Source organism: Pseudorhizobium xiangyangii (genome assembly GCF_020531965.1).
Classification (GTDB): Bacteria; Pseudomonadota; Alphaproteobacteria; order Rhizobiales; family Rhizobiaceae; genus Neorhizobium; species Neorhizobium xiangyangii.
In genome coordinates this window covers 32,462-58,282 of the sequence record NZ_JAJAWH010000025.1, presented here as the reverse complement: position 1 = coordinate 58,282, position 25,821 = coordinate 32,462, and the positions used below count along the sequence as shown (strand labels likewise).

Genomic DNA, 25,821 nt, shown 5'->3' with positions numbered 1-25,821 from the left:
TGCGACGTTACAGTGATCGCCCTATGAGGCTGGGAGCGCTCGATCCAACAATTGCCGCTGAAGGATCGGGTAGAGCTGGGGAACAGCCTCGGGTGACATTCCGTAAATCGTGTGGAGGTGCCTGAAGGCCATCAGCGTTCCGCGGGTGCGGGGAAAGTCGAATGTCGCGGCTCGAACATCCTTGACGAGCCTCAGCAGCAGGCGTTTCCAGAGAATGCGGCGCCATTCACGCTCCAGCCGTTTCTGGTCGTTTCCATAGTAAACCTGCATTGCTGCTGGATTGAGGTCGGCAAGCGCGATTGTGAGCCAGAGAGGAAGACGGCCACCGGCGCTGCCGAGATGATAAATCGGAGCATTGGCAGCCAAGAGAAGCACGCCATGGTTTTGGGCTCGATGACTGAAATCTTGATCCTCACCGGCGGCATAGGCATCGAGGAACGGGCAAAACCCTACGACTTCGACGACTGTGCGACGAAAGGTCATGGCAAAGCCGACCATGACATCCAGTCTCGCCGTAGACAGCGATGCGACCTGCGGCGAAAGTTCAACCGCCCTGAGGCTCGCGCTGTAAGGGAGGAAGTAAGTTTTTTCTATTCCTGCGGCTTTCCGAGCCCACGCCGAGAGCCGGGCGGCAATAGTAGGTGTCTGTTGCTTCAGCTCTTCATCGACCAAGGTATCCGCCTCGTCTTCGCCGGGAGGCCGGCTTGTCGGGCAAGCCATGATGCCGGCGACTTGAAGCGCGCTGTCCGCATCATAAATACGCATGATTTCTGCCGCGGAATGCCCGTAAAGAAACGCGTCGTCGTCGATAAGGAAGACGATGTCCGCAGTGGCAAGAGCGACGCCTTGATTGCGTTGCGCGGGGATCGAACGGCGCTTCGCGGCTTGATGGATCAGACGGATGCGGGGATAATCCCCGGCTACCGTCGCGATAGCGGCCTTGGCAACTTCAAAATCCGCGGATGCATCGACGATAATTACCTCATCGGGAGGACGCGATTGCACGAGGGCAAATCGAAGGCACTGGGCAAGGACATCCGTCCTGGAATACGTGGCGATCACAAGGGCCCATGAAAGGGGCCCCATGGCCGGGGCAGTACCTTCCAGCTCGGATGATACGCCGGACGCTTTGACATCAATCGACACTGATATTGCCCGTAGTTAGGTTACAGCAGCAATATCGGGTAACAGGCAGGCACTGAGGAAGCTGGCCAAAGGATTCAATCCTACCGCCATTGGGTTAGGCAAGCGCGGCGACATCTCTGAAATTGCGGACACGGTCAGCAGAAGAAACGCACGGATGTATCCATTGCGAACGGTCCCCACGCGCTGACTGAAGATCGAGGCGGCGCATTTGTGCCACCTGTGAACTCCCCGTTCCGGGCGAGAGGTTATGTTGCCATCAGGATCGGCAGATCCTTTTCTCTACCAGGTGCTGTGATAACCATCCGGCCTGCCTGCAAAGGCCGCATGCCTATCTTCTCGGCTACCCGAATAGACGCGCTGTTATGAGGATCGATGTCAGCGATAACGCGATTGATTCCTACGGTTTTAAAAGCATGGTTCAAGATCGGAAGCGCTGCTTCCGTTGCATAACCTTTGCCCCAGGCCTTGCGGTTCAGGCGCCAGCCGATCTCGATCTCAGGGGCGGTCACATCTTCGGGTGTCAGCAGTACCCATCCCATGAATTCATCAGAATTATGTTTTGGGAAAATAGACCAGTAACCGAGGCCCCTCCCGTATGGGTGTTGGATACGCTGCTTCAAGAAGCTTTCGTGTTCAGCGGAATTAAGCCACGGGCCCAGGATGAACTTGGTGACCTCGAGATCGCAATCCATGGCCAAGCAGGCGTCAAAATCGCCCATGGTGCGGGGGCGAAGAAGCAGGCGCTCTGTTTCGAAAGTCGGCAGCATCGCGTTCTCCGCTCGTATTTTGTGAGTTTAATGACCGGGACTTGTCCAGAGAGAACTGCCTCAAGTAGCCGTCGCTACCAAGTGGATATGACGACTAAACAAGCCTCTGAGTGGACTTCTCGACGAGACAACCCGCGCCACGAGATCGAGTTCCGCCGAAGGTGGTAGGTCTCATCCCATTGCCATCCTCGTCCCACGGCAAGAGCATCGATACAGTTTCACCAGGAAGCAAGTGAAAGAGGTCCCATGGCTGCTCCCGATCTTAATGCGTTTGCCCAGCGATATGGATCGATCGCTGTTTTGGCGTTGTCGCTTCTGGCGCTATACGTCGTCGGTATCCAGGGTCTGTTCAAGGCCGCGCCGCTTGGAGACGACTTCCGGGTTTTCTACAAGGCTGGAAGCCTTTTCGCCGAAGGGCGGGACCCCTGGCTCACCATGATGGATACCAGCCAGCCCTTTTCCTATCCGCCGCACGCAGTGTCGGTGCTTTCGGCCTACACGGTATTTCCCGAGCATATCGCACTTGGCTTGCACATCATCGTCAGCCTGCTGTCGATAGCGGTATTGTGTTATTGCGCCAATCGCTGGTTTCTTCACATAGGTGACTTCCGTCACATAACCTTGCCGCAGTCGATGGCGCTCGGGCTGATTATCGGCAATCCTTACACCGCGACCAGTCTCTACCAAGGGCAAATGACGCTGGTGGTGACGGCCGCCTTGTCGCTGTCCTTTCTGCTTTTGCAGGAGAAGAAGAGAGTTGCGGCTGGAATTCTTTTGGCCATAGCGACCCTCAAGCCGCAACTGGCAATTTTCTATATACTGTGGCTGCTCCTCTCTCTCGAACTCGGCGTTTTGCTGGTCGGGGGCGTGGTTGCCGTCTTGTGCATCATTCCAGCTTCGATCATCCTTGGACCGCTCACGCCGATGACAAGTTGGCTGGCGTCGCTTCATGGCTACGCAGATGTGGCGATCAACATGCCTGGCTCACCCTATGTCGCAGGCTTCGAGAGTTTGCTTGCGGCGCACGGTCTCTACGCCGGTGCTTTGCCGTTTGCCGCTCTCGGTGCCATTTTCGTCATTACCGCGTTTCTGCTGTGCCGATGGATGGAGCCCTTTATGGCGCTGCAGCTGTTGCTGGTTACGGCTTGCAGCTTTCTCTTCGTGCATGACTACGATTACGTGGCCGTCATACTCGTATGGAGTTGCGCTCTCTACCTTGCATTCCAACAAGTTAACTGGGGCCGTATCGCGACTTTCGTTGTCTTGGCCGTTCCATTCTTCATGCCGCAACGCTTGATCCGCGACATCGAATTGCCGGCTATCGTGCACGCGCGCACGCTCATTCTTGTGGCGATCTTCGCAGTGTTCGTGCTGTGGAGGTTGGACTGGGAGAAAAGGAGCGCGCAGGTGATCCGGGCTGCGTAGCTGGCGATCCGGATGGGTGTTGGGCTGCGCGCTCAGGGTTGATCGGCTGAACGCCGTAGCATCGCATCCATCGCGACAAGATTGTCGGGCGCGGCGGGAGCTTCTATGTCTTGCCGGAGCAGGTAGATCGGCCGCTGCTTGATCTCGTTGTAGACCCGCCCCAGGTATTGCCCGAGAATCCCGATGCCGACGAGCTGGATGCCCCCCAGGAAGAGCATGCTGACAAGCAGCGATGCGTAACCTGGAACGTCGATGCCCAGGAAAACGGTTTTGATGATCGTGAAGGCTCCATAAGCGAAGGAGCCGACCGATATGACACCGCCGATATAGGTCCAGATTTCGAGTGGAACCGTCGAGAAGGATGTGATGCCTTCAAGGGCAAAGTTCCAGAGTTTCCAACCGGAGAACTTGCTGGTTCCTGAAACGCGCGCATCCCGGACGTAGTCGATGACGGCCGTCCGATAGCCAACCCAGGCAAAGAGGCCCTTCATAAAGCGGCGACGTTCCGGAAGTCGCTTCAGCGCTTCGATGACCTGACGATCAACGAGACGGAAATCGCCGACATTGCGCGGTATTTCCTGCGAGGCAATCAGGTTGTGCAGGCGATAGAAAAGCGTGGCCGTCTGCCGTTTCATGTAGCTGTCGCTGGAGCGGTCGCAACGTCTGGCCAGCACGACATCAAATCCCTCCCGCCATTTTCCCACAAGCAAAGGGATGAGGGTAGGCGGATCCTGCAAATCGACATCGATCGGGATGGCCGCATCGCCGCGACAGGCGTCGAGCCCGGCGGTCATTGCTGCCTCTTTGCCGAAATTGCGCGACAGATCCAGGATCCGGATGCGGTTGTCCCGGTGTTGCGCCTCGATCAACTGTTCCAGAGTTGTATCGCGACTTCCGTCGTTCACGAAAAGGAACTCGAAGTCGATCCCCCGGGCACGCAATGGATCGACTGTCTCGTGGACCGCGGAAAGAAACGGCGCAATGGCAGTTTCCTCGTTGTGCACGGGGATGATCAGGCTCACCATTACGTTCGGTCGGTTGTCAATCGAGACCACTGTCATCGTTGTCCCTCACGCATCGAGAGAGTTTAAGGTGGGCTACTGAACATGCCCAGTTAGGCTTTTGATAGCGACCTACGTCCGAAGGTTGAGGCCGGGTGAAGTTACGCACTCGCGCGTAATGCCTTTTCGCCGATCAGACGTGGAGGGTGCGTTGTACAGCGTCCCATTTTGGCCGCTTGTCGCCTTCGAACTCAAGCAGGCCCCAACTGCCCCACTTGCTCGGCTCGCCCATGGACGCAAAGAGGGCGTAAAGATCGCCTCCGGCCTCCGACCACACCTGAAGATGGCGCTCGTAGAGCTTACCCATTCGCTCATCGCGATTGGCGGCGATGAACAGTTCTGTCAACTTGTCGTTGTTTTCCGCGCCCGCGTGACCGACGAGGTGCTGGCCGCCTTCGTAGGCGAACAGGCGCAGCCCGTAGCGCCGGGCGAGGGCTGCATGGGCGGAAATCTGCTCTCGGCTTTCCCTTTCCACCTCCTGCGCCAGCACGTTGAACAAGCGGTCGAGGCTCCAATCCTGAACCTGCGGAGCTTGTTCGGGAGAACCCAGTGAGCCACCGAAATAGGGAGCGATGGCGAGAATGTCGGCATGGCGGGCCACGTCCTGCGTGCCGAGGATGATCTCGCTGGTCCAGGGATTGGCCGATTGCGCGGCATAGACGCCGACGATCCGGGAGGGATTGTGCGAAAAGACATCCTCCCATATCTGGATGATCTGCGTCGATCGTCTCGCATAGAAGCGGAGCTGAGCTTCATAGCCGTCGTCCGAAAGACCAAGCTCCAGCCCTTGCTTTCCGGCGTAATCAGCCTGCCCGAAAATGGTGTTCCACACCTCGTTCGAATACTCGACATGAATGTGCAAAGTGGGGTCGAGGTCATGTCGGACATGCTCGGCGAAGGCGCGCACATAATCGTCGTCGGCAAGATGCGGAATGTTAAACCACGGAGAGATGCCTGCGGTGTTGCAGAGTTCGATCATGGTTTCGATAGGCACACCGAGGATGGACTGGCCAAACCGATTTTCCAGGGGCCGGTCAGCCCATTTTGTTACCGTGGAATTGTTGGTCCCCATCCAGTCCATGAACCGCAGAACCGACATATTCTGGAGGCGTGCGAGAAAGTCTGGGCGAAAAGTTGATGTCGGAGGTGCCTCCTGTTCGAAGACCCGGATGTTTCTGATGGGATTGTCTGAATCAGTTTTAACTATGCGGGCCGTGAAGGCATCGTCACGGCGCAGGTTGCGCACGACATCGCAACCCGGCCTTCTCTCCAGTATTTCTGCGCCGCCGACATAAGCGATCCTGCCTTGCCCCTCGTAGTTCACGTACAGATTGACCGGCAGATGACCTCGTTTGGAGGTAAAGATGAGAAAGCTATCCATAAACGCGCCTTCGGGAATGATGGTCGGATAGCCGTCCTCCGTCATCGGCGGCAGGGGATCGTCCCAGGTGAAGGGTGCGTCCCTCACTTGAGTGCGCCACCTGGAGGCGTTGTACGCCAAGTTTGAAAATGGCTGCTCGGTAAGCCAATAGCTCATCCCACTCAGATTGAGGCCAAGTTTTGGATGATGGTTTCCGGATGCCCTTTTCGCACTGGATAGGAGTGGTGCACAGAGACCCGCGGACAGCATTTGCAGTACGCTTCTACGGTTGATCATCGTCCCGCGCTCCATTTGATCGTACCCCATGGGGCACGAGGTTTAAGGCAAGGGCAAGCGCCAAAAACGGACATTCCGGTAGGGTATGGTGTGATCGCATTACGCCTTTTGGCTAGGGCTGGTGCCGCCCGGATCATCCCCTGTGGGTTCGGCCAGGCTTCTATTTGTACTCGATCAGGGCCGGTCGCCCGTTGGTGATCCGGCGCGCGAAAAAGCGAAGCGCCCCTTGCATCTCCGCAAATTTTCCGAGCATCAGGAGGAGGGCAGGAGCCCAGCGATTTTCGCGTCGTTGCAGGCGGACGATCTGGATGGGATAGAGCAGCAAGAGAAGCAGTGCCGCTGGATGAAGAGCCAGCGACAGGCCGATGCTCAGAGGCAGCAGGAGCGACCAGAAGGCGCTACGCGCGAGATTTCTTCCCCATATGACCCACGGAGTTTTGCGGTGGAGAAGGTAGACTTCGGCGTAGGCATGGCCCGCTCGCATGGTCCGCCGCCACCATTGGCTCAGGTGCATGATATTTGCGTCGTGAAGCGTCATGTCATGGCTGAGGCGCCAGATCCGATAGCCCTGCCGGCGCAACCGCACACAGAGCTCGGGCTCTTCCCCTGCTATGAGACGCTCGCGATATCCCCCGCTGGCACGCATGACCTCAATTCGTGCAAATACGTCGCCTCCGCATTCCATCGTCTCGCCCGACACTCCGTCCCATTCCCGATCACACATCGCATTGTAGACCGACCGCTCAGGATGGCGTTCACGGCGACGGCCAAACACCAGTGCAACATCGTCGCGTGTCTGGAGGAAGTTTTCAGCGACTGGTATCCAGCTGGTGTCAAGTCTACAATCGCCATCGACGAACTGTACGAATTCGAGATCGGGCCAGGTTTCGATGATGTAGCCCAAGCCCAGGTTGCGGGCACGGGCGGCGGTGAATGCAACGTGTGGGTCAAGCAGGACGACGTGAACGCCTTGTGCCGCAGCGGCGCCCTGGCTGCCGTCGGTGGAGCCCGAATCGACATAGACTGTGTGATCCCGCAGATCACCTAGCGATTGCAGGCAGTCGATCAGGCGCTGTCCCTCGTTTCTGCCGATCACAACAACGCCGACCCTGCGGTTATCGCAGTGGTGGTCAACCGCCCGGACGGCAACAGTCCTTTTGTTTTTCATCGACGTCCTTTTCGCGGGCATCGGCCAGGTGATGCCTTGCCACACTCCTTTGAAAGCTGATAGTCAGAACTAGCGTCGCGCGAGGAGGGCAGGAATGATCGTGGCATGCCTGCTCGGGAGCGCCGCCGGGTTCCTTCTGAAACCGCTATCGCTTGTCCCCATTGCTGTTGCCTACGCGGTCATCGTTCTTGCAATTCCCACGGTCTATTCCGGCCTGACGAGGCCGTCTTTTGGCGAGCTCGTGATGGCGCTCATCACCCTCAACCTCGGATACCTTGCCGGTGCGTGGCTACGAAAGTTGCTGTACGCGCGATAGCGAGTTTATCGAGAGCTCCCGCTGTCTTCTGGGCATAGTGAGTACTGTTCCCGCAGGTGTAAACTTGTCAAAAGGGTGTATCGCCTGGAGCTTGCATCCCACTTTCGGGCATCTGATGAACCTCCCGGATTGCTGGTATCTGAATAGGTGAGAGGCCTGTTGTCCTGGCACGGCCAAGATGGTTCAGACGGTATGCGGATAGGCTATTTCACCAATCAGTATCCAGCGGCGAGCCATACCTTCATCCGACGAGAAATCCGGGCTCTGGAATGCCGGGGGCATGACATCCATCGCTTTGCAGTTCGGCCTGCAATGGGGCAGCTGATCGATGCCGATGACCTGGAGGAAGCCGGGCGGACACGTCATATCCTCAGTCAAGGGTCGCTGAGTCTCCTTGTCGATTGTCTGAAAACAGCGGTCGGTGTACCGGGCGACGTGCTGCGGGCAAGCAGGATTGCCTTCCGCCTCGCCCGGAAGGCAGGCCATATCTACGGCCTCCACCTTGTCTACCTCTTGGAAGCGATGGTGCTTGCATCTTGGTGTCGGCGCGAGCGGATCGAACATCTGCACGTCCATTTCGGCACCAATTCGGCGACAGTTGCGCTTCTTGCCCACCATATGTCGCGGGTTCCTTTCAGCCTTACCATTCACGGTCCGGAAGAGTTCGATCGCCCTGAGAAGCTTTTTCTAAGCGATAAAATGGCATCAGCGGACTTCACTGTGGCCGTCAGTTCTTTCGGGCGAAGCCAATTGCAGCGATGGGCGAACCTTGAACATTGGGAACGGATACACGTTGTCCCTTGTGGTTTGGACGAAGCCTATCTTGACGCTGAGCCGTGTGATCCCGGTCTTCCAGGCAGGCTCGTCTGTATCGGTCGCCTCTCGGAACAGAAGGGGCACCTCATTCTGCTGGAAGCCGCAGCGCGCCTGCATCGCGAGGGCGTCACTTTCAAGCTTGTGCTCATCGGTGATGGTCCCCTGCGCCGAAACATCGAGAACCGGATCCTCACCCTCGGACTGACGGAGGTGGTGCAGCTGCTGGGTACATTGCCGCAGGATCAGGTCCGTGACGAGCTGATGAAAGCGCGTGCGTTGGTGCTTCCAAGTCTAGCTGAGGGTCTCCCGGTCGTTCTCATGGAAAGCATGGCGCTACGTAGACCTGTCATCTCAACCTATATCGCCGGCATTCCCGAGCTGGTTCGTCCGGACTGTGGCTGGCTGGTTCCCGCAGGCGACGTTGATGGGTTGACTGACGCAATGCGCACGGCAATTTCCCTGGACGATCAGCGGATAGGCCTGATGGGGCAAGCTGGACATGACCGGGTACGCCAGCGCCATGATATCGCCCGTTCCGTCGAGATGTTGGAGCGTCACATGCGCAATGCCGTCGCCAGCAGCATGGCCTCCATTCCGGCTCAACAGCTATCCCTTGAGACCGAGCCGTTCGCTAGGCCAGACGTGAGTGAGAAAATCTCTTAACAGATGCGGGGGGCTATCCAGTGGTTTACGTTCGATACGCCGGCGCAATTGCCAGAGAAGCTGTCCACTAAGCCAGGCAAGATCGGCGACCACCAAATACGCGGTGCCGTGATGCTTGAGAAAGTAGCGGCGGCGTGATTGAAACCAGTATGCCGGCCTCCTGTTTGGCGTCCGAAGTCGAGTGACGCCCGTCGAGCAACCGACAAGATGGACGATCCTGCTTTGGGGCACGTGCCAGCATTGCCAACCGGCCTTCGCGGCGCGCAAACAGAGATCGACCTCTTCGTAGTAAAGAAAATACCGTTCATCGAACCGGCCAATCTCGTCAAGGACGTCTGTCCTGACCAGCATGCCTGCCCCCGATACCCAATCGATCCTGCTTGCTTGCTCTGCCATTGGCGGGGCTATAACCCATCCATCAAGTAGACGCGTGATGGGACCGAGCTTCGCTTCGCTCTCGATCTCGCCTAGAACCGTCGGAAAGCGGAAGGCACATGCCTGCGGCGTTCCATCGGGATCCTCCAATCGCGCACCGGCGATCCCGATTCGTGGGTTCGTTTCCACGGCCTCGAGTAGTGGATGCAAGGCACCCGGTCGAACGATCGTATCGGGATTCAGGAATAGCACGTGGCGCGGTCGTCCAAACGCCTGGATTGCGTGTGCCAGGGCCTGGTTGTTGGAGTAGGAGAAGCCACCGTTGACCGCCAGTGGCAGGAGTTGAGTGCGGTCTTGCCACCCATTCTCTTTGATTGCCGTCTCGATTTGTTCGACGGAGCCATCTTCTGAGGCTCCGTCGGCGACGACAACATAGCTGTTTTCCGGTAGCGTCGCGTCGGTAAAGAGTGACCGCAAACAATCTACGACAAGTTCCGCGGTACGATAATTGACGATCAGAGTGACCAGGAGAGGCCCTGGATACTTTTGCTCGGCAGAGACCGAATTCACAAGCCATGCCTCCGTGCTTTGTTGAGAACGACCTGAACTTTCTTGTCCTGAGAGAAGAAGGTTTGACTGACCTCGAATTCACTGCGGGTCGTCTGATTGCTGGCGACGACGAGCACGGTGCTGTCGGCCAAAGCGAGTAATTGTACGGCCGTATCACAGTGCAGTAGCGCCGCGAGATCAAGGATAACAACACTCGGCATCAGCGCTTGCCGCACTCTTATGATATCGGCTGCGATCTCATCGGAGGCCAGAGTGCCTGGGGCAGAGCGGGCCGCATATGGTCGCAGCAAATTGATCTGTGCACCAGAAGCATCGACAACAATATGCTGGTTGCCAGGTGCGCCCCGGGATCGAGAGGGCAGGGGCGCCAATCCCAGCAGACGCTCAGAGGCGGGGGCGGTCAGGTTTGCGTCAACCAGCAGCACCGGCCTGGTGGACAGCCGAGCAAAGCTAAATGCCAGATTGATGGCTGTCACGGAAGTCCCACAACCCGGTGAGGGCGCGGTAACTGCAACGATAGGCTTCGAGATGTCCGCATGCTGATGGGCGAGCTGATTGCGCAACATATCAAAGGCGCGCGTGACGCGATGATTGGCGCGAAAGGCTACGATGCGGTTGCGATCCAGATGTTCTTCCGAAAGCTTATGGATATCACTCCACACCGGCACAAAGCCTTCAGACGAATCGATGGATTCTGGCAGCGAATTCCGCGAGATTTGCGTCAGATCTGAACGTGGTGCCACCACCCGATCTGTCAGACGGGTATGTGGATGGATGTTTGTTATCATTTCCATTCAAGCTGTCCCTATCTCGCACTATGGCGACGAATGGATAGTGATTCCACGCCCATTCGAAGTCGTCGGCCTAGTTCTTTGCCCCGATCACGCAGCTCGTCTCGGAGACTGAATGGCTCCAAGCTCCAGTCCGGGATCATTACCAACGTATGGTCTGGAAGAGCCGTCTTGAGATCAAAAGTGCCCCTAACGCGCCGATCCAGGACGTCGAAGGTGAGCAATCCTCCCAATCCGGCGCCAGCTGACGCTACGAGCAGGGCTCCATACATGAGGAGACGTCGCGGACCTGAGGGGCTGGTGGGCATGAGTGGCGCTTCGATGATTTCGGAATTCGGGGCGCTTTCACCGAACTCGAGCCGCTCGCCCATCATGGCAGTAGAAAGGCGACCTTTCATCTCATCGAGAGACTGGGTCAGAGTTTGACGCTCGGTTGTAATCGCTGCCAGCTTTCCTTCAACATCCGTAGCCTGTGCAATCTTCAGCTTCAGTTCGGCGAGCTTTTCCTGCAACTGCTTGTGCATTGCGCCGAGCCCTTCCTGTCGAGCCTTGACCTGAGTGAGGCGTTCCGTCGTCACGATGAGGTCTGGAGATGAATTGGTCGCCGAGTAAGGATTTGCACCGGCCTCTTCAGCCGTTGCAGCCTCGTAGGCCGACGCAAGTTCATGTGCCCTTTGGCGCAGTGTCCGCATTCGTGGATGATCGTCCGTGTACATCGTCCTGGCTTCGGCAAGTTGGATATCGACTTCCCCCAGCTGGAGCTTCAATTGCTCGGCCGGTCGCGAAGCCTCCATGCTGAGACGTAGCTGGGTCTCCAAAAGCTTGATTTCCTCTTGGCCTGCAGCCCGGGCTTGTTCCGTGGCGGTGAGATCTTGCTCTCTGGCCTGCAGTTCGATCAGCATCGTCGGAACCCGATTTGGCTGTGCATCCCGAACCTGCTCCAGGAAACCGGCCCATTCGACCTCTCGACGCGCAAGCCGTTCGTTTAGATTGGACACCTCACGCTCAAGAAACCGTGTCGCCTCGGAGGCACGTTTGGTGCGAAGGTGTCGGTTTTCATCCATGACCATCTGAAGCAGCGCCGAAACGACTTCGACAGTCTTTTCTGGCTGGACATGCTTAAAGCCGATTACGACGGAGGCACTCCCTGCAGGTGAGTCACCGGTTTCGGAGAATGTTGTGCGAACTGTGAGGTTGCGACGTACCATGCCGGCAATCCATTCCTTGCTGGTCGCGGCTGGCAGATCGGGATAGAGATTTAGCCGCTCGGACAAGGCGAAGAGATTGGCTCGGGAAAGCACCCGCTGGTCGATGAATCGCAAGCGATCATTCGCGACGGTTGGTGATACGAGTGATGACGGGATCTGCTGAAACTCCATGACCAGCAGTCCTTCGCTATAGTAGGGTCGGACGATCCCGGAGATCGTGATGACGCCGGCGAAAAATACCAGAAACGTAGGTAAGACCACGTACAGAGGATGGCGAAAGGCCAGTTCGAGGTAGTAGAGGGCATTTCGCCAGGCGAGTTCGATCATCGTTGGGCACCCTCGGTTGGGATCACACGGGAGGCGACCGACGAAGGTTTCTCCAGCCCGGTCCCAGTGCCGGCTTGTGCATCCGCTGCTTCGTCGGCGCTTTGATAGCGTACCCGCACCAGATCGCCGGGTTCGATGGGAGTGATTTCAGTGGCATCAATTTCTGATGTCGTGCCATCGCGTCGCCGTAGGATCGAGAACGTGATCGTCTGATTGGAGCGTCGCTCGTTCGCCATGGCGCTTGTGCCGTAAATCGACAGGATACGCCGGCCGTCAGCGACGCGCTCGCTTGTCTCGTCGTACGTGCGGCGGGCAGCCTGAAGTTCGGCCAGCAGCTGGGTTTGGCGCTCCTGGATTTCGGTCCGGTACCGCGCCGTTTCAGCCGTGGTCCCTCGTTCATTGAGAACCAATGCCGCTTTCATTCGGCTGAGATCACCTTCGATGTCGGCGATTTCCGCTTCGTGTCTATTCGTTTGGGATGCCTCGGCACCGCCCTTTTGAACAAGATTGGAAATAGATTTGAGCCGGTCTCTGGCCAGTTCGAGGCGACGATTGGTCGTCGCCACCTGCTCTTCCATTTCTTTCGTGTTACGCTCGTTCAGCTCATCGACCTGGCGCTGTGCTTCTTCCATAGTTGCCAGACTGCGGCTCCGGGCCTCAAGCAAAGTCTGTTCCTGGACCAGTATCGGGTCCGGAGCATCGTCGCCGGGATCGATGATGGTTGTACGTCCCTCGATCTCAGCTTCGAGACGTTTGATTCGTGCTGCTAGTTCTCGAAGCTTTTGAGTTCCCTCGGCCACTTGCCCAGAGACGATAACCGAGCGATCCTGGTCGGCAGGCAGCACCGCCGCACGGTAAATTCCACCGGCAACGCTAACGGCATGCAGGACAGTCATCGCCGACCTGAAAGGAAAGGCACCGGGTGTCGTCACTTCTCCAACCACGTAGACAACCGGTTCCTGTCCCGGCCGTAGCATCAGAGTCAGGGAGGGATCCTTGAAATAGGGGCGAAGACGCTCTTGCAGGGTTGCCTCAAGCTCAAGCAGGGTCATTCCCTGCGCTTGCAGATGGCCGGCAAGAGGAAGGGACAAAATGCCGTCAGGTCCGATAACCACGTCGCGCTGCAGATCCTCGGACTGTGCCATCCAGACCTGAATGGTATCGCCCGCCGATAGCGTGTAGGCGTTCTGGCCAAAAGCCGGAAAAACACTGCCCAGCCCCCCTGCGAGCACAGTGATAGCCGCCAACCGACGCATCGCTCGTTTTCTAATCATCGCATAGCCCCCAAGCCCATCGTAGATGGTCGGGAGATAGTACGATCCTTGCAGAGGCACTGGAAACAGCGCTCAAAGAGGTAGGACTTGCTTCCATCGAAGGGTGGATGTCCGCAGCCTGACTTACCTCTTTGTCGGTCTCCTACGACATTTGACGCCATTGTTCGCGTCCGGCTGCGCGATACGATCCAGTTTCGCCTGAACACTTGTCTTCAGGGGTCTGCGGTTCTGATCAAATCAATCCTCCAGGATTGCGTACCTCGTAAGCGCGCCGGGGATGATGAAATGCAGACGGCAGACGGTAGGGAGAACGAACATGAGCCTTGAGATCGGGTTCTTCATTCCCGAGTTTCCGGGACAGACACATATCTTCCTATGGCGTGAGCGGCAGGCGCTTGAACAACTGGGTATCCACACGACACTCGTGTCCACCACCGCTCCGCCAAACGCGATCAGTTCGCATTCATGGGCGAAGGAAGCCTATCGCAGTACCGACTATCTGCTGCCATTTACTTTGTCGGACGCATGGAATGCGTTGAGCGAACTCCTGCGTTGCGGCCCTCGCAGGTGGTATGAAGTGGTGAAACTTGTTGCTCGTTCGACAGACTACTCCCCGTTAATGCGACTGCGCCTGCTCGCAATGCTTCTACCTGCGGCCAAGCTTGCACATATCGCGCGGCTGCGCGGATGGTCGCATGTCCATGTCCACTCCTGCGGGGATGCGGCTAACGTCGCCATGCTCTGTTCGGTGGTGTCCGGAGTGTCCTACAGTTTAACGCTGCACGGCCCGGATCTTGAAGACTACGGGCCCAATCAACGTCAGAAATGGCGTAATTGCTCCTTCGCGACCGTGATCTCCAGACGGCTTTACGACGTTGCCGTGACCCAGCTTGGGCTGATCGACCCGCAAAAGGTAAGGATCGCTCCGATGGGGGTCGATCTCGACCAAATTCGCCGCACCCAGGACTACGCTATCTGGACGAGCGGCAGCACCTGCAGACTTTTCAGCTGCGGGAGGCTAAACAAGGTCAAGGGACATGACGATCTGCTGCGGGCAGTCAGCCTGTTGCGCGAGAGAGGGCTGAACGTGCAATTGCGCATCGCGGGCGAAGACGAACAGGGCGGGAGCGGATATCGCCGGGAACTCGAAGAGGCGATTGATGCGGCTAACCTGAGGGACCATGTTTCCCTTCTTGGGGCTATCAGCGAGGAACAAGTCCGGCAGGAACTTCAAAGCGCGCACATTTTTGTCCTGGCAAGCCACAATGAAGGGATTTCCGTGGCCATCATGGAGGCGATGGCAATGGAGGTTCCTGTTGTGGTGACGAATGTCGGCGGTAACGCAGAACTGGTCCAACACGATCGCAATGGTTTGCTGGTGCCCGATGGCCGGCCGGACAATATGGCTGAGGAGATTGTCCGGGTCTTAGCCGACCCGGATCTTGCACACCGGCTGCGCCTGAACGCCCGTGCCCGCGTTGACGCACACTTCAATCATCATATCAGCGCCGCAGCGCTATCCACCCTCCTGCGAAGCCATGTCGAGATTGCCGCACGAGGCGAGGACACTACGTCCAAGTGGGTAGATCAATCACCGCAAAGTGGACCGGCAATTGGTGTCGATGTGTGAAATTATTCTGTCCTGAACTGTCCATTCCGGGGTGGAATGGCGAGGAGCTAGAGGTTGAGGAAAGTGATTTCCTGGCGGCCAATCCATCACGTAGGCAGGAAGGCATTGGGCTTTCCAGGAGCAAGCGCCGAAGCTGCCGCTGCGGAGCGCTGGATGATTTCCCCCGGCATCAAGCGCTTCATTCGACCTGCGCTTTTCTTGCCTCATCAGCTCGAAAAGATACGCTCGACAGAGTTCGGCAACGTTGCGGAGGTCGTCCGAGGCTTCAAAGGAAACTACGAGAGCTACCAGTCGCCAACCTGGGGTGTCCGCCTCAAGGATGTCGATCTGATCGACGGTACAATCTACACCGGCCGAGGCGCCTCTGTATTGCGGCCCGACAGGCGACGGTTGCCGATTTATGTGCGACCAAAGCGAGTGATGAAGCAGGGCAGCCTCTTCGAGAGCTGGATGGGCAATCGCTGGTTTGGAATGTGGCTGCTGGACGATTGTTTGACATACTCGCTGGCGCAGGAGCATGGTCAACCCGTCCGCACGATGGCCGCCCAATCGCCGCATCAGCGTCAATATGCCGAGCGGCTCGGGTTTCATATGCAGCCGGTGGAAGATACGCATTTTGAAGAACTGACCATCTTTCTGGATCAGGGCCAAAACGATAGCAAACGTGTTCGCGCCGATCGTATCCGCCAAAAGCTTGCAGGCGCGGCTGACAAGCAGCGGCATCCAGGTGTCTTTCTTCTAAGAGGTCGGACAGGCGAGCTAAGGCTTCTCCTGAATGAGTGGGAAATCGCCGAGAGACTTGCTGTTGAATACGGCCTGACCGTCCTCGATCCCGCAACAGTACCGTTATCGCAGATGTTGCACGCCTGTGCAGGCGCACGCGTGATCGTTGGCGTAGAGGGTAGCCATCTGACGCATGGGTCGATGGTGATGCCAAACGATGCCGCACTTCTTGTCATTCAGCCCCCTGATCGTGTTCTGCCTCTTTTGAAGATATCCTGCGACCGTCAGGGCCAGAAATTTGCCTTCGTGGTGGGAAATGGTCCCAAACACGGGTTCCATGTCGACTGGCAAGATGTTGCGAAAACAATGGACCTGGTGTGCGCATGAGGTACAGACGCGTTCTATTTCTCCCTTTTCGATCAGTCGACGGTCCCGTCAACACACTGGCCGGTCCCACTTCGCTGTTTTTTGAGCGGGTGAGAAATGACTATCGTCGCCACGGCTCCACGACGTTCAATGCGGCATTTCTTGCCCTTCTGGCCTACCGGTTTGGACAGTGGTGTGAAAGCCGTCGGTATTCCTGGTCAAGGCGGCTGTCGCGCAAGGTCTATGGCGCGGTGAATGCCCCGATTGCAATTCTCACGCGGATTTGGATTCCACCGGCAGTGGTTACCGGTGAGGGGTTCCACATCATTCACGCTGAAGGATCCCTTTCGATCCATCCCGATTCCGTGATCGGCAAGCGGTGCGGCGTCATGCACAATGTGACGATCGGCACCAATATGATTGGCGGCGCGCCGGTGATTGGGGACGACGTCTTCATCGGCGTTAATTCGACAGTCCTGGGCGAGATACGGATCGGCGATCGCGTGCGAATTGCCGCCAATACGGCTGTGACGACGGATGTGCCGTCCGATTCTGTCGTTGTTGGGTCGCCTGCACGTATTTTCCCCCGGCTTTGCCCATTCCCGAAGGAAGGTCGGCCGCCGGCCGAAAGAGGGTAGCGATGAGCGGTCTTGCAATCACATTCTATCACCTGCTGAGCGACAATCTTCCTGTTTCGGCTGCCAAGACAGCGATCGTTGATGAGAATCTTGACGTCACCTACCGGGAGCTGAGCGATAAAACGGATCGTATTGCCGACCATCTTCACCTGAGCGGGGTCAGGCCGGGTGACCGGGTCATAGTACAACTGCGCAAGAGCGTGACGGAAGTGGCGGCGATGTTTGCCGTTGCCAAGCTCGGTGCCGTCATCGTCAATGTGAACAGTCAATGGACGATCGAGCAATTGCACTATGTTGCTCGCGACAGTGGAGCCGTTTGCCTGGTCGTGGAGCCGAGAGTTGCTATCCGACTGGCTCAAGGTGACCTTCCCGATGCCATCCTTCACGTCTTGGTCAACGGTGTCGCGCCCGAGCAGGACCATTTCCGCCGGTGCGATATTCCAGCCATGAAGGGGTCTGCCAGCGAGGTGAAGCGGCTTTCGACCGACCTGGCAATGATCATCTACACTTCTGGCTCTACGGGCATGCCCAAGGGCGTGATGCTGACGAATGGTAATCTGGTTGCCGGAGCACGCTCCGTGACCCGCTACCTGGGTTTGGGATCGGATGACCGGCTGCTGAGCGTGCTTCCCTACAGTTTTGACTACGGTTTGAACCAGCTGACGACGATGATGCTCGTCGGAGGCACGGTGGTGCATCAACCGGTGCCGCTTCCCGCGGAAGTGATTGCTACCATGGAACGGCAGCGCGTCACCGGACTGGCGGCCGTTCCACCGCTTTGGAGCCAAATCGTTCGCGTTCTGATGCAACGGCCTCGACATTTTCCGGCGCTCAGAAGGCTGACCAATTCAGGCGGTCGGATCTCACCCAATATCCTGGAACAGATGCCTGTCGTATTTCCGAATACTGATATTTACCTGATGTATGGGTTAACGGAGGCGTTTCGCTCGACCTATCTACCGCCGTTCAAGTTCGGGGCTAAAAAGGGATCGATCGGTCAAGCTATTCCCGATGCGCAAGTATTTGTCATCAAGCCGGGCGAAGGGATCGCAGGGCCTGACGAAGAAGGGGAACTCGTTCACCGTGGGCCGCTGGTAAGCCTGGGTTATTGGAGACAACCAGAGTTGACCGCGCAGAAGATCAGGCCTTGCCCGGAACTCTTTGAACTGATTGGCAACGAGCCCGTCGTCTATAGCGGCGACACCGTGCGAATGGATGCAGACGGCGACCTCTGGTTTATCGGTCGCCAGGACACCATGATCAAGACGAGTGGATTCCGCATCAGTCCGGATGAGGTGGAAGACCTCGTTTACCGTAGCGATCTGGTCGCTGAAGCTGTCGCTTTCGGCATGCCGGACGATGATCTTGGCGAGATCGTTCACGTTGCCGTAACGCCGCTCTGCGGCGCCCTCGATGAAGATCATCTTATCCGTCACTGCCGCGCCACCATGCCAAGCTATATGGTGCCGCGCCACTTCCATGAATGGCCGGAAGCCATGCCGCGGACAGCAAGCGGGAAAATTGACCGGCCAACTGTCATACGGCGCTGCAAGAACGGGACTAGTCCGGTGAGAGTTTCCGTCGATGATCGCCACATTGGTCAAACGGATCATGCAAAAGGGGAGGCCGTGCTTTGAGCCTGACACAACGCAATCTAATGGACTATCTGCAGGGCCCAATGGCGATGAGTGACGTCAGTATGTCGAGCGAGCTGTTCTCGACAGGGTTACTGGACTCGGTGTCGATGGTGAACCTGATCGCTTTCATAGAGCAGTCGAGCGGACATTCGATACGCGCCGAAGATGTCACGTTGGAAAATTTTGATACGCCCGAACGGATATTGCGGTTTACGGAAGCCGTTGCGTGATGGAGCGGACGCCCGTCGTCGATGCCTGGCTTCAAGCTGCGGCATCCGACTTTGGCACCCCCTGCTACGTCTATTTTCTCAGTGACGTTGCCAAGCGGCGTGAACACTTGGTCAATTCCTTTGGTGGCCGGTTCCAGCTTTCATTCGCGGTTAAATGCAACCCCAACCTTCATTTGCTCAGCCGCATGAGGACGTTGGTGGATTTTCTTGATGTGTCGTCGATCGGCGAGTTCCGCTTGGCGCTCAACGCGGGATGGTCGAGCGAGCAACTAAGCTTTACTGGACCGGGAAAACGCGAACCAGAACTGGCAGAGGCTATCAATGCAGGACTGGGAGAGCTTGTCGTCGAGTCGGTCGGAGAGGCAGTAACTGCTAGTCGGATAGCGACTGCCCTTGGACGACGGCAGCGCATACTGATCCGGCTGTCGCCCAATTCGGTTCCCAAGGGCTTCGGTGATCAGATGGCGGGCAGGCCATCCCCCTTTGGCATCGATGTGGAAGACATCGGCGAGGCGATACCGGCTATCATGGCGCTTCCGGGGCTCGACATACATGGGCTGCATATCTATGCCGGAACGCAATGTTTGAAGGCCGCCGCCGTATGCGAGAATTACCGCAACTTCATGTCCATTTTCGAGGCTGTCTGCGGCACCTATGCCCTGGCGCCAAAAAAACTCGTTTTTGGCTCGGGACTGGGCATCCCCTATCATATGGGAGATGCCGCCATTGATCTTGATGAGGTGGCCGCTGATACGAATGAGCAGCTAGACGTCCTGTCGATGAAGCCAAGCTTCAAGAATTGCCGTTATGTGCTTGAACTGGGACGCTATCTTGTCGGAGAGGCGGGTTATTTTGTCACCCAAGTCGTTTCCATCAAGGAATCACGGGGTACGCGGATTGCGATATGCGATGGCGGCATGAACCATCACCTGCCGGCAAGCGGGCATTTCGGAATGGTCATGCATCGCAACTACCCGATGCACAAAGTCGGTGATCATCAAGGGCCGATTGAAGCAATCAACCTTGTTGGTCCTCTATGCACATCCATCGATCGCCTTGCCAACGGCATCGCGCTGCCAAGGCTCGAGGTCGGCGATCTCGTGGCAATCCACTCAAGTGGCGCTTATGGACCGAGTGCCAGTCCGACTGCTTTTATCAGTCATCCGCGGCCGCGGGAGATCCTGATCGCAGAGAGCGGGATGTCTGATGTCACGGGATAGCGATGTCGCGATGGCATAGGTTCAATACACGTCACGGAAATCGTGGAACAGGCACACCGTCCGGCAGACAATTTTGAGATCGAGCCACAGCGACCAGTTATTGATATACCAGAGATCATGGAAGATGCGTTCCTCCATCTTCTTCAAGTCCGGTGTCTCTCCTCGGCATTTATTGATCTGTGCCCAGCCGGTAAGGCCAGGCTTGACGTGCCGCCGAAAGACGTATTCTCCGATCTGCGCATCAAAGTATTCGTCGTGGGCGTTCGCGTGCGGGCGTGGGCCAACTACCGACATCTCGCCTTTCAACACATTCCAGAATTGCGGCAATTCATCCAGGCTTGTTGACCGGATGAATGCGCCCACACGGGTTATGCGTGTGTCTCCTCTGGTCGCTTGCCTTACCTCGTCGCCGTCTTCCATGACAGTCATGCTGCGGAATTTGACGATACGAAACGGGCGTCCGCCATAGCCTTTGCGGGTCTGTCTAAAGAAGACAGGTCCTTTGCTGTCCAGTTTTACGGCCACTGCCGTGATCAGCAGGATCGGTGAAAGGGCAAGCAGCGTGGTTAGAGAAAAGCAGATGTCGAACAGACGCTTGAGCGTACTTTCATAAAGGCTGAGAGGAGGACGTTGTGTCTGGAAGGCCGTCATGCCTCCGATCTTGGTTAATGTGCCTGCGACGATACCGCCCACAAGCCCTTCGAAGGTGACGCTGACCGGAAGTGTTGAGCGCCGAAGCTGCCCAAGATAGTCGTCGAGCTTGGTCATGTCCGCACTACGCCAGACGATGACGACTTCATCGATATGGGCCGGAGGGGCGCCGGCGAGAAGATCCAGGCATCGCAGCGGCACGTCGCCGTCTTCGGATAAACGCGCGACCTCTGTGACCGTGGTGCCGACGCCGGCAGCTCGAGCCTGAAATTGCAATACCGGAAATCCATCGCCGCAGATTAGAAGCACGCGCCGGCGACCAAAAACCCCCCGCGCGAGTGCAAATGGGATGAACGCCCGCCAAAAATATCGGAGGGCTATGAGCCCGGACAACGAAGCAATGGTGGTGAGAAGAATCGAGCCTCGTGATACTGAGGAGCCGAGCTTGAAAAAGAAGATCACCGTTAGCAGGAATGCCAGCGTCGTGGGGGTGAGGATGCAGATCAGGCGGATCTGATGGCGCAGCAGGAGCACCTTTTCCGGCCGATATGCCTGAGCGCTATGCATCGCGAGCACGAAGCTCATGGCGATGACCATTCCGATGCCGACATACCGACTGGGATCCGCGACCAGCCCGAAAGTGATCTGTTCGTAGAGCAGGAAGCCCGTGGCACTTGCGGCGAGCAGAAAGACAAAATCGACCAAGGCGATGACCCAGGCAATCGCTTCGTGCGCCAGCCCGTTCCATCCACTGGATTGGCCACGCGAGCGATGAATAAGCCCGCTAGGCGATTGTACTTCTCCAACCATGGTTAATAACCCCCAACTCAATCGTTAAAATACTCGGGCAGGGTGGGCGCAAACAATCATGCCGCGCTACACCTTCCGGAGGATTGCATCATGGCCAAACGTCGATGGTGACTGCTCTGGTTAGGCATGCTGTATGCTTCGCCGTCTCAATTGAGCTGAACAGCATGGTGTGCCGGAACGAACTATGGTCGACTCGTCCGTTAACCAATCAGGGACGCTTGAAGCGAATTGGTGTCGTCGATTGGCAGGGTTGCCGACAGCGGGGAACCAAGCACCGGAAGGCTGCAAATGAAATGGGACGTTGCAATCGTCGGAGCCGGAATGGGCGGAGCAGCCTTGGGATACGCGCTGGCAATGGCGGGCCACCGGGTAGTTTTTCTCGAGAAGGGGGTCTGGACGAGCCGCGAGGAGATATCCGACGACCCTGAGGCTTCCGACCCAAGGGTCCGGCTTGCGAATGGCCGGTGGCCAAACCGCATCAGCGGTTGGATCGACGAAGCGCCCGTGTCCTTCTATCCGCCGTTAGGCTGCGGAGTGGGCGGATCGACTTTGCTTTATGCGGGTACACTTGAGCGCTTCGCTCGGGATGATTTCGAGCGCCACGATGACAGCGGAAACTCCTGCTGGCCGATAAGTTATGATGCGCTTGCACCGTTCTACGAACAGGCCGAGGAACTCTTCCGGGTCAGCGGTGGGCCTGATTCCTTCTACAGTGGCCCGGCGGCGCCTTTACGTCAGCCGCCGCCCATGAGCCGATCCGACAGCTATTTCTTCAACGTGCTGCAGCGCAATGGGCTAAAGCCATATCGGGCCCACAATGCAGGCGATGGAAGGGGCGGAGACGAGCGTGGCTCGGACGGAACACCGTCGGGACATAGGTATGATGCGCGAAAAGTGTTCATTGAGCCGGCCTTGGCGACAGGCAATGCCACGGTAATCGACCAATGCACCGTGGAACGCGTCGATGCCGGTGCAGATCGTGTCCACAGGTTGACCTGCCAGCGCCAGGGCGAGGAAATTACCGTCCATGCACGATGTTACGCGCTTGCGGGTGGCGCTCTCTCGACGCCTTTTCTGCTGCTGCGCTCGACCAGCAGGGTTTGGCCTACGGGTGTTGCCAATGGGTCGGGCATGGTGGGACGCAATCTCATGTTTCATGTCTCCGACTTTGTGGCGGTCTGGCAGCTTGGGCGAAAAACCATGGCGGGACGCTCAATCCTCGTCCGTGACTTCTACAAGCTCGGTCGGGCCAGCCTCGGTGTAATACAGTCGACGGGACTGGCTGCCGATGCGCACAATGTGGTGCATGTCCTCAACATGGCGATCGATGCCGGATCCTGGAAATGGCTACGCCCGTTGAAACGCTTCCTGCATGTTCCAGCTCTTTTGGCGGCCAAGCTTCTTGGCAGGGCGACTATCTTTGCAACGGTCCTCGAGGACCACCCCTATAAGTCGAACCGAGTTTGGTCGGACCCTGAACAGCCCGATACGATTTGCTTTGAATATACCATCCAGGATGAGCTCCGCAGTCGGGTACGGGAGTTCCGGCGACTGTACAAGGTGGCATTCCGGCGACACCTGATGGCGATCCTCACACCAAGCATCAATCTCAATTTCGGACATTCCTGCGGCACCTGCCGGATGGGGTCTGACAGTTCGCTGTCCGTCCTCAATAGCGAGTGCCGGAGCCATGATCTGGAGAACCTTTACGTGGTCGATGGTTCCATCTTCCCGACCAGCGGCGGCATCAACCCAAGCCTCACCATTGCGGCGAATGCATTGCGGGCGGGTGCGATAATGTCCGCGCGATTGAAGGCATCAAGCGGAAGCAGGCCGGTCGATGTGGAAACCTGACTCGATAAATCTGCCGAAGTCGTACGAAACGTCCTCTTTCGCTGCAGATATAGGGCGGTAAGTGCTGCTTTCGCCTTTGTTCACTTAGTCCGCAATAGCCTCGTCAGCGTGCCGCCATGACGTCAGGAGGTCCCTTCAGGGTCACCTGTGCCCCTGTCGGTTCGGATCCAACGGGTGGGGCGCCGACGCAAGAGGCTCGCATACAACGCCAGTCTTGTCCCCACATGAGAGAACGTTGCAGCGATGGCAGTGAGAGGCAGGGTCGATCGGCCGTGGACGTACCAAATGGCGGTGATGACGCTGATGAAGCCAAGGGCGGTGACGAGTGTAGCCAGGAAAGGCCATGGTGGTGCGCCAAGCAACAGCGATAGGCCAGTAAACGCCATATTCGCCGTAATGGCTGCTGCGAGAAGAGTTACTGGGGGAATAAGCGCGTCGACAAGCAAAACGACCAACCGTGGTCGCCGATAAGTTGGCCATTGAAGGAGCAGGCTAAGTGCTGAACGGGTCAGGATGAACCTTCCTTTCTCCCAGCGAAAACGCTGTGAGGCTTGCCCACGCGTGGAGAGCGGGAACGGGCTGGTGATGATCGCTTCGTCGCAATACCGTGGAGCCAAACCCGCTTGCGCCAGATCCAGCCCCAGCTTCATATCCTCGACCAGGTGATCGTGAGACAGATTGGCTGCGAAAATTGCGTGCCAGGGAAATGCCATCCCCGAACCGGTGAGCTGGCAAGCGGACCTCAGCCGGGAAAGGCCTCGGGGCCGGATGCAATTCTTGATCATGAATGCGAACTCCGCCAAAGCCGTCTGTGCCTGGCGTGGTGGCGGCGTGATCATAAGGTAGCGACCCTGCACAGGCCGCCCAGATTGCACGGCCATAGACGACAGGCGGTCGATTGCTCCGGGGGAGACGATGCAGTCGGCATCCACAATCACGACAATCGCAGGTGGCAACTGTGCCAGGTGGCGGATGCCAGCTGCGAGTGCGTAACCCTTCCCACAGAGGGTTTCGTCGTATCGTTCGATCACTTCGGCACCGGTTGCCCGGGCCAGTGCGGCAGTCTGGTCACTGCAGTTATCCGCAACGACAACGAGGCGGTCGCCAACACGCATCTGCTCACGCAAGCAAGCAAGCGTCGAGAGTATCCCCTCTTCCTCGTTGTGAGCGGGTACCAGGATTGCGCAAGGCTGGCGGTGATCGTCGAGACGATCCGGAACGGGCTTGTTGGAAGGCAGGCAACCGACCACGCATTGGATAATAAAGAACGCAGTCGCTGCGCAGAGCGGCACGGTGGTTGCGACAAGTAGGGCGTAGACAACAGTTTCCAGCATCGCTTTCCCCGGCAGTGACCGCCTTGAACACGGATTGATGATAACTCAGGGGCGGTATCTGCGCGCACGCGACATCTACCACCTTTGCTGGAAATCGCCCTCCTTCTTTCGAGCAGATCTGCTGTGGTTTGCGTCGTTTTACAACTATTTGCTGCGGTCCGGAGGCGTTGAATGTGTCTCCCGACACCCGATAGGATTCAGCATTGAAATCAAGAAAGTAGACGCCTGACCTTAAGGTAGTCGCATCGATTTTCTGCTGGCTTTTGTCTGGGAAAGTGGGGGACGTCATGGTTGCGATTGATAAGGCGCTTTTGGAGTGCAGTCGCCGCGTCTTTCTGGAAACGCCGTTCGATTTGCTGACCGACAAGATTGTCCTGGATATGTTGAGAACGAGCCCGCCGGAACGAGCCTTCCGGTACGTTGTCACGCCGAACGTCGATTACGTCGTGCGACTGCGCACAGATAGTGATCTGCGACACTATGTTCGCGATGCCTGGCTGAGCGTGTGCGACAGCAGGCCGATTTGCCTGTTGGCAAGGATGCTGTTCATCAAGCTTCCGCTGGTGACAGGGTCGGATCTCACCATCGAACTTTTCCGGTCCGTCATCGAGGCTGGTGATCGCATAACGCTGGTGGCGCCGAACTCCGATGTCGTGGAACGGTTGCGCAGTTCTTTCCCCCATGTCGACCTTCGTGCCATCGTTCCACCTGCCGGCTTGCGCGATAACCCTGAAGCGATGAAAGCCTGCGTGGATTTCGTCGCGGCTCAATCATCTCGATTTGTCTTTCTTGCTGTTGGATCTCCGCAATCAGACGTCATTGCCCATCAGTTGGCGCACCACCCGCAAGCTTGCGGGATCGGTCTTAGTATCGGCGCATCCCTGGAGTTTCTGGTCGGTACAAAGCGGCGAGCTCCAAGATGGGTGCAACGGATGGGGCTAGAATGGCTCCACCGTCTGTTGTCGGAACCTCGACGCTTGTGGCGCCGGTACGCCTATTCGGTCGTGCCACTTGTCAAGCTATTTTCGCATGAAGTTGTGGCGCGGCCATTCCGGCATGGGTAGCGGATAGGTTCCAGGCTGGCATGGGAGTTAGGATCTTCGACTGGTTGGCCTGCCAGTTCCTGCAATGCCGTGGCCAGCCGCGCCAGTTGCAGCGCAATCC

General features: G+C 57.4%; 22 protein-coding genes. 11 read left to right on the top strand and 11 right to left on the bottom strand.

What is annotated here, in order from left to right; translation table 11 throughout:
* Positions 1 to 21 precede the first annotated feature (21 nt).
* Positions 22 to 1,146, bottom strand: coding sequence for a glycosyltransferase family 2 protein (locus LH464_RS19635; protein WP_226788104.1), 1,125 nt, complete (start codon positions 1,144 to 1,146; stop codon positions 22 to 24).
* A 245-nt stretch (positions 1,147 to 1,391) separates the two neighbouring features.
* The gene (locus tag LH464_RS19630; RefSeq protein WP_226788103.1) at positions 1,392 to 1,913 is read right to left on the bottom strand and encodes a GNAT family N-acetyltransferase; all 522 of its coding nucleotides are present in this window, start codon (positions 1,911 to 1,913) and stop codon (positions 1,392 to 1,394) included.
* Between the two features lie 246 nt (positions 1,914 to 2,159).
* Between LH464_RS19630 and LH464_RS19625 the strand changes: the two genes are divergently transcribed.
* Positions 2,160 to 3,338 (top strand): glycosyltransferase 87 family protein, encoded by a 1,179-nt coding sequence (locus LH464_RS19625; protein ID WP_226788102.1) that lies wholly within the window; start codon positions 2,160 to 2,162, stop codon positions 3,336 to 3,338.
* A gap of 32 nt (positions 3,339 to 3,370) precedes the next feature.
* Here LH464_RS19625 and LH464_RS19620 read toward each other — a convergent pair whose 3' ends face one another.
* The 3 genes from LH464_RS19620 to LH464_RS19610 form a co-directional block, all read right to left on the bottom strand.
* Positions 3,371 to 4,399, bottom strand: coding sequence for a glycosyltransferase family 2 protein (locus LH464_RS19620; protein ID WP_226788101.1), 1,029 nt, complete (start codon positions 4,397 to 4,399; stop codon positions 3,371 to 3,373).
* Between the two features lie 133 nt (positions 4,400 to 4,532).
* A complete protein-coding gene (locus LH464_RS19615) occupies positions 4,533 to 5,867 on the bottom strand; it encodes a hypothetical protein (RefSeq protein ID WP_226788100.1) in 1,335 nt (444 codons plus the stop codon).
* A gap of 349 nt (positions 5,868 to 6,216) precedes the next feature.
* Positions 6,217 to 7,224: a glycosyltransferase family 2 protein gene (locus LH464_RS19610; RefSeq protein ID WP_226788099.1), complete on the bottom strand. Its 1,008-nt coding sequence runs from the start codon at positions 7,222 to 7,224 to the stop codon at positions 6,217 to 6,219.
* Between the two features lie 94 nt (positions 7,225 to 7,318).
* Between LH464_RS19610 and LH464_RS19605 the strand changes: the two genes are divergently transcribed.
* Both LH464_RS19605 and LH464_RS24900 read left to right on the top strand, forming a co-directional pair.
* On the top strand, positions 7,319 to 7,540 hold the full coding sequence (locus tag LH464_RS19605) for a hypothetical protein (RefSeq protein ID WP_226788098.1): 222 nt from the start codon (positions 7,319 to 7,321) through the stop codon (positions 7,538 to 7,540).
* Positions 7,541 to 7,732: 192 nt separating this feature from the next.
* Complete coding sequence (locus LH464_RS24900) at positions 7,733 to 9,019, top strand: glycosyltransferase (protein WP_226788121.1); 1,287 nt, start codon at positions 7,733 to 7,735, stop codon at positions 9,017 to 9,019.
* Here the strand turns inward: LH464_RS24900 and LH464_RS19595 are convergent.
* From LH464_RS19595 to LH464_RS19580, 4 genes are read right to left on the bottom strand one after another with little or no spacing between them, the layout of a single operon-like run.
* Complete coding sequence (locus tag LH464_RS19595; RefSeq protein WP_226788097.1) at positions 8,963 to 9,964, bottom strand: glycosyltransferase family 2 protein; 1,002 nt, start codon at positions 9,962 to 9,964, stop codon at positions 8,963 to 8,965. The two genes, LH464_RS24900 and LH464_RS19595, sit on opposite strands and share 57 nt — an antisense overlap.
* Positions 9,961 to 10,758, bottom strand: coding sequence for a hypothetical protein (locus LH464_RS19590; protein WP_226788096.1), 798 nt, complete (start codon positions 10,756 to 10,758; stop codon positions 9,961 to 9,963). Before LH464_RS19590 ends, LH464_RS19595 begins: the two co-directional genes overlap by 4 nt.
* 11 nt (positions 10,759 to 10,769) lie before the next feature.
* Entirely contained in the window at positions 10,770 to 12,290 is a 1,521-nt protein-coding gene (locus LH464_RS19585; protein ID WP_226788095.1) for a GumC family protein, read from the bottom strand.
* On the bottom strand, positions 12,287 to 13,564 hold the full coding sequence (locus tag LH464_RS19580) for a polysaccharide biosynthesis/export family protein (protein ID WP_226788094.1): 1,278 nt from the start codon (positions 13,562 to 13,564) through the stop codon (positions 12,287 to 12,289). The genes LH464_RS19585 and LH464_RS19580 overlap by 4 nt, the downstream gene beginning before the upstream one ends.
* 316 nt (positions 13,565 to 13,880) lie before the next feature.
* On the opposite strand from LH464_RS19580, the gene epsE reads away from it, so the two are divergent.
* The 6 genes from epsE to LH464_RS19550 all read left to right on the top strand — a co-directional run bounded on the left by epsE (position 13,881) and on the right by LH464_RS19550 (position 20,008).
* On the top strand, positions 13,881 to 15,194 hold the full coding sequence (epsE, locus tag LH464_RS19575) for an exopolysaccharide biosynthesis GT4 family glycosyltransferase EpsE (protein WP_226788093.1): 1,314 nt from the start codon (positions 13,881 to 13,883) through the stop codon (positions 15,192 to 15,194).
* 153 nt (positions 15,195 to 15,347) lie between these two features.
* Positions 15,348 to 16,304: a glycosyltransferase family 61 protein gene (locus tag LH464_RS19570; RefSeq protein ID WP_226788092.1), complete on the top strand. Its 957-nt coding sequence runs from the start codon at positions 15,348 to 15,350 to the stop codon at positions 16,302 to 16,304.
* Entirely contained in the window at positions 16,301 to 16,921 is a 621-nt protein-coding gene (locus LH464_RS19565) for a serine O-acetyltransferase (RefSeq protein ID WP_226788091.1), read from the top strand. The genes LH464_RS19570 and LH464_RS19565 overlap by 4 nt, the downstream gene beginning before the upstream one ends.
* 2 nt (positions 16,922 to 16,923) lie before the next feature.
* The gene (locus tag LH464_RS19560) at positions 16,924 to 18,558 is read left to right on the top strand and encodes an AMP-binding protein (protein WP_226788090.1); all 1,635 of its coding nucleotides are present in this window, start codon (positions 16,924 to 16,926) and stop codon (positions 18,556 to 18,558) included.
* Positions 18,555 to 18,788, top strand: a complete 234-nt coding sequence (locus tag LH464_RS19555) for an acyl carrier protein (protein WP_226788089.1) — start codon at positions 18,555 to 18,557, stop codon at positions 18,786 to 18,788. Before LH464_RS19560 ends, LH464_RS19555 begins: the two co-directional genes overlap by 4 nt.
* Entirely contained in the window at positions 18,788 to 20,008 is a 1,221-nt protein-coding gene (locus LH464_RS19550; RefSeq protein ID WP_226788120.1) for a type III PLP-dependent enzyme, read from the top strand. The genes LH464_RS19555 and LH464_RS19550 overlap by 1 nt, the downstream gene beginning before the upstream one ends.
* A gap of 21 nt (positions 20,009 to 20,029) precedes the next feature.
* Here the strand turns inward: LH464_RS19550 and LH464_RS19545 are convergent, their stop codons facing one another.
* A complete protein-coding gene (locus tag LH464_RS19545; RefSeq protein ID WP_226788088.1) occupies positions 20,030 to 21,364 on the bottom strand; it encodes an exopolysaccharide biosynthesis polyprenyl glycosylphosphotransferase in 1,335 nt (444 codons plus the stop codon).
* Positions 21,365 to 21,757: 393 nt separating this feature from the next.
* Between LH464_RS19545 and LH464_RS19540 the strand changes: the two genes are divergently transcribed.
* Positions 21,758 to 23,323 carry a GMC oxidoreductase gene (locus tag LH464_RS19540; protein ID WP_226788087.1) on the top strand — a complete coding sequence of 522 codons (1,566 nt, stop codon included), beginning with the start codon at positions 21,758 to 21,760 and terminating at the stop codon, positions 23,321 to 23,323.
* 122 nt (positions 23,324 to 23,445) lie between these two features.
* Here the strand turns inward: LH464_RS19540 and LH464_RS19535 are convergent, their stop codons facing one another.
* Positions 23,446 to 24,657 (bottom strand): glycosyltransferase family 2 protein, encoded by a 1,212-nt coding sequence (locus LH464_RS19535; protein ID WP_226788086.1) that lies wholly within the window; start codon positions 24,655 to 24,657, stop codon positions 23,446 to 23,448.
* Positions 24,658 to 24,944: 287 nt separating this feature from the next.
* Here LH464_RS19535 and LH464_RS19530 point away from each other — a divergent pair, with 287 nt between their 5' ends.
* Entirely contained in the window at positions 24,945 to 25,721 is a 777-nt protein-coding gene (locus LH464_RS19530) for a WecB/TagA/CpsF family glycosyltransferase (protein ID WP_226788085.1), read from the top strand.
* The last annotated feature ends 100 nt before the right edge of the window (positions 25,722 to 25,821 follow it).

Excerpts from the sequence above, each read along its gene's own strand:
- LH464_RS19535 (WP_226788086.1), bottom strand. The coding sequence starts at position 24,657 with ATGCTGGAAACTGTTGTCTACGCCCTACTTGTCGCAACCACCGTGCCG.
- LH464_RS19590 (WP_226788096.1), bottom strand. The coding sequence starts at position 10,758 with ATGGAAATGATAACAAACATCCATCCACATACCCGTCTGACAGATCGG.
- LH464_RS19565 (WP_226788091.1), top strand. The coding sequence starts at position 16,301 with ATGAGGTACAGACGCGTTCTATTTCTCCCTTTTCGATCAGTCGACGGT.
- LH464_RS19620 (WP_226788101.1), bottom strand. The coding sequence starts at position 4,399 with ATGACAGTGGTCTCGATTGACAACCGACCGAACGTAATGGTGAGCCTG.
- LH464_RS19585 (WP_226788095.1), bottom strand. The coding sequence starts at position 12,290 with ATGATCGAACTCGCCTGGCGAAATGCCCTCTACTACCTCGAACTGGCC.
- LH464_RS19605 (WP_226788098.1), top strand. The coding sequence starts at position 7,319 with ATGATCGTGGCATGCCTGCTCGGGAGCGCCGCCGGGTTCCTTCTGAAA.
- epsE (WP_226788093.1), top strand. The coding sequence starts at position 13,881 with ATGAGCCTTGAGATCGGGTTCTTCATTCCCGAGTTTCCGGGACAGACA.
- LH464_RS19625 (WP_226788102.1), top strand. The coding sequence starts at position 2,160 with ATGGCTGCTCCCGATCTTAATGCGTTTGCCCAGCGATATGGATCGATC.
- LH464_RS19580 (WP_226788094.1), bottom strand. The coding sequence starts at position 13,564 with ATGATTAGAAAACGAGCGATGCGTCGGTTGGCGGCTATCACTGTGCTC.
- LH464_RS24900 (WP_226788121.1), top strand. The coding sequence starts at position 7,733 with ATGCGGATAGGCTATTTCACCAATCAGTATCCAGCGGCGAGCCATACC.
- LH464_RS19530 (WP_226788085.1), top strand. The coding sequence starts at position 24,945 with ATGGTTGCGATTGATAAGGCGCTTTTGGAGTGCAGTCGCCGCGTCTTT.
- LH464_RS19560 (WP_226788090.1), top strand. The coding sequence starts at position 16,924 with ATGAGCGGTCTTGCAATCACATTCTATCACCTGCTGAGCGACAATCTT.
- LH464_RS19570 (WP_226788092.1), top strand. The coding sequence starts at position 15,348 with ATGATTTCCCCCGGCATCAAGCGCTTCATTCGACCTGCGCTTTTCTTG.
- LH464_RS19550 (WP_226788120.1), top strand. The coding sequence starts at position 18,788 with ATGGAGCGGACGCCCGTCGTCGATGCCTGGCTTCAAGCTGCGGCATCC.
- LH464_RS19630 (WP_226788103.1), bottom strand. The coding sequence starts at position 1,913 with ATGCTGCCGACTTTCGAAACAGAGCGCCTGCTTCTTCGCCCCCGCACC.
- LH464_RS19610 (WP_226788099.1), bottom strand. The coding sequence starts at position 7,224 with ATGAAAAACAAAAGGACTGTTGCCGTCCGGGCGGTTGACCACCACTGC.
- LH464_RS19540 (WP_226788087.1), top strand. The coding sequence starts at position 21,758 with ATGAAATGGGACGTTGCAATCGTCGGAGCCGGAATGGGCGGAGCAGCC.